This is a genomic window from Nocardia carnea (assembly GCF_029868325.1).
GTDB classification, from domain to species: domain Bacteria; phylum Actinomycetota; class Actinomycetes; order Mycobacteriales; family Mycobacteriaceae; genus Nocardia; species Nocardia carnea_C.
Genome location: NZ_JARWNW010000004.1, coordinates 1 through 2,971, shown reverse-complemented (window position 1 = coordinate 2,971; position 2,971 = coordinate 1). Strand labels below are relative to the sequence as shown.

Below are 2,971 nucleotides of genomic sequence, written 5' to 3'. Positions count from 1 at the left end.
GGGGGGGGTCGTCTGGGGGGGTTTTTATTTTTTGCCCCCCCATAATTTTTTCGCCCCCCCCCGGGGCCCCGAGGGTGGGGCCCCGGGTAGCCCGGTTCTTCACTCCTCCGCTCCTCCGCTTCGCTCCTCCGCTCCGTCGCTCCAGAACCGAGACGGGCCCCGAACCATCGGGGTGAACCCGCCTCTTGTATCGAACATACATTCGATAGCTTGCCGTCGGAAGGGGAGCCCTGGAAGTCCCGCCGAACAGCTACGACCCGCTGTAGTGAATGCCGTCACGTGTCACCGGTCGCCGCTCCCGAAACCGGCCAGCTACCACCGAATTCGACTAGTCTCACAGCATGATCGATCGCCCCCGTCCCATCGTCGGCCCCGATTATCTGGTGGCCGGCCGGTACCGCCTGCAGTCGAAACTGGGCGGTGGCGGTATGGGTGCGGTATGGCTGGCACACGATCGGCTGCTGGACCGGGACGTCGCCATCAAACAGGTGCTGTCGACGGCAGGCCTGGACGTGGCGGAAGCCCGCACGATCCGCGATCGGATCGTGCACGAGGGCCGCGTCGCGGCCAAGCTCTCCCACGAGCACGCCATCGCCGTCTACGACGTGGTGCTCGAAGCCGGTGAACCCTGGCTGGTGATGGAGCATCTGCCCTCGCGCAGCGTCGCCCGGGCGCTCGGCCTGGTGAACGCGCTGCCGGTGATCGAGGTCGCCCAGATCGGTGCGCAGGTCGCCGACGCGCTCGCCGCCGCGCATACGGTCGGGATCGTGCACCGCGATATCAAACCGGGCAATATCCTCGTCGCCGATCGGGGCCCGGGGGTCGGGATGGCGAAGCTCAGCGATTTCGGTATCTCCCGCAATATCACCGAGGCCTCCGACGAACCCGACGGCATGATCACCGGAACCCCCGCCTACCTGCCGCCGGAGGTGGCCCGCGGCGCCCAGCCCACCGCCGCCAGCGATGTGTTCTCCCTCGGTGCCACCCTCTACACCGCCATCGAAGGTCAGCCGCCGTTCGGTATGGACGACGACAGTGACGCCATCGTGGAGCGTGCCGCCATGGCGCAGATCAACCCGCCGACCCGCAGCGGGGTACTCACTCGTGTGCTGCTGCACATGATGGAACCGGCACCGCAACGCCGCCCCAGCATGGCGCAGGCACGGGAGGAGATCTTGGCCGCCGCGTTCGGTCCCGGCGCCGCCGACAACATCCTCGGCGCTCCGGTGCGCACCGAAGACGGCACCATCCCCGCCTGGGCGGCCCGTAACTCCGCCGCCGGGCTGCGCAGCCCCCGTTCCGGCCCGCTGCCCCGCCGCGCCCAGCCGCAGCCCGCGAACCCGGCGCCGGCGCCTGGGCCGGCGCAGAAGATCGGCCGCGGGGGTTCCGGGCAGTCGCCCAGCCCTACCGTGGCCGTCACCATCGGCCTGCTGATCGGGTTGGTGATCATTATCGCGATCCTCATCATGGTGATGTGACGTTGCCGCGGTGATAGGCGGTGGCCTCGCATTATCGGATTCGCCACGGTGTGCACGGCCGATATTCCGGGTCCGGCGAGGTCGGACGCGGACAATCGGATCCGATTCGCGGACCGGTCCGTGACCCACGGCGGCCCGTCCGGCGGTAAGGTCCGGTTTGTCTGTCTTTTCGGCGCGCCCCGGGAACTCCGCCAGGGGTGGTGATCGTTGGATGGACAGTTGGATATCGAGTAACAGCTCGAGCCGACGGTCGTGCTCCGGTATGGCCAACGAACTCCGAGAAAGGGATTTGCGGTGCGCGCCACAAGCAATCCGGTATTCAAGAATCTGCCGAAGCAGGAAACCGGCTACGCGAGCTTCGGCTCGGCTGCTGCCGGCGCGGGACAGCTGGGTTACCAGTACGGCAACCAGCAGTACCCCCCGCAGTATCAGCAGCAGCCCTACCCGCCGCAGGCGCCGACCCGGTCGCTGACCATCGACGATGTGGTCACCAAAACCGGGATCACGCTGGGTGTGCTCGCGCTGTCCGCGCTGGTCACCTACATTCTGACCAGCGCCAACACCGCGCTCGCCCCAATGTTCGTCATCGGCGGCGGCATCATCGGCCTGGTTCTGGTCCTGGTCGCCACCTTCGGCCGCAAGATGGACAACCCCGCCATCGTGCTCGCCTACGCGGTCGCCGAGGGTGTGTTCGTCGGCGCCCTGTCGTTCATGTTCACCGATATCACCTTCGGTGGCGCGGGCGGCGCAGGCATGATCGGGCAGGCCGTCCTGGGCACCTTCGGTGTGTTCGCCGGCATGCTCGTCGTCTACAAGACCGGCGCCATCCGGGTCACCCCGCGGTTCACCCGCATGCTCATCGGCGCCATGATCGGCATCCTGGTACTGATCGTCGGCAACCTGATCGCGAGCTTCTTCACCGACGGCGGTTTCGGCCTGCGTGACGGCGGCCCGGTCGCGATCATCTTCAGCCTGGTGGTCATCGCCATCGCCGCGTTCAGCTTCCTGCTCGACTTCGACGCGGCCGACCAGCTCATCCGCGCCCAGGCCCCGCCCAAGGCCGCCTGGGGTGTGGCGCTCGGCCTCACGGTCACCCTGGTCTGGCTCTACGTCGAGATCCTGCGCCTGCTGAGCTACTTCCAGAGCGACTAGGAACCCGGCCGCCTCAGTGCGGTCAGGACATCACAAAAGAAGGCGGTCCCTCGCGGGGCCGCCTTCTTTTGTGGTGTCTGAGCAGCTCCATCATGGTCGTGATGGCTCTCGTCACGGACCTGGCGGGCGGGGGGGGGGTGGGGGGGCCCGCCGCCCGGGGGGGGGGGGGGGGGGGGGGGGGCGGGGGCCGGGCGGGGGCGGGGGGGCCCCGCGCGGGGGGGGGGGGGCGCGCCCACCCCCCCGGCCCCCCCCCGGGTCCTCCCCACACCCCCCCGGGCCCCCCCCCCCCGCCCTGGCCCCCCCCCTCCCCGCCCCGCGCCCCACCCCGGCCGCCGGTGCCC

The 2,971-nt window shown here is 69.4% G+C and carries 2 protein-coding genes; both read left to right on the top strand.

Going from position 1 to position 2,971, the window contains the following annotated elements; genetic code table 11:
* Window positions 1-341 precede the first annotated feature (341 nt).
* Window positions 342-1,478, top strand: a complete 1,137-nt coding sequence (locus QH196_RS00055) for a serine/threonine-protein kinase (protein ID WP_280413688.1) — start codon at window positions 342-344, stop codon at window positions 1,476-1,478.
* A 294-nt stretch (window positions 1,479-1,772) separates the two neighbouring features.
* Window positions 1,773-2,630 carry a Bax inhibitor-1/YccA family protein gene (locus QH196_RS00050; RefSeq protein ID WP_280413687.1) on the top strand — a complete coding sequence of 286 codons (858 nt, stop codon included), beginning with the start codon at window positions 1,773-1,775 and terminating at the stop codon, window positions 2,628-2,630.
* Window positions 2,631-2,971 lie beyond the last annotated feature (341 nt).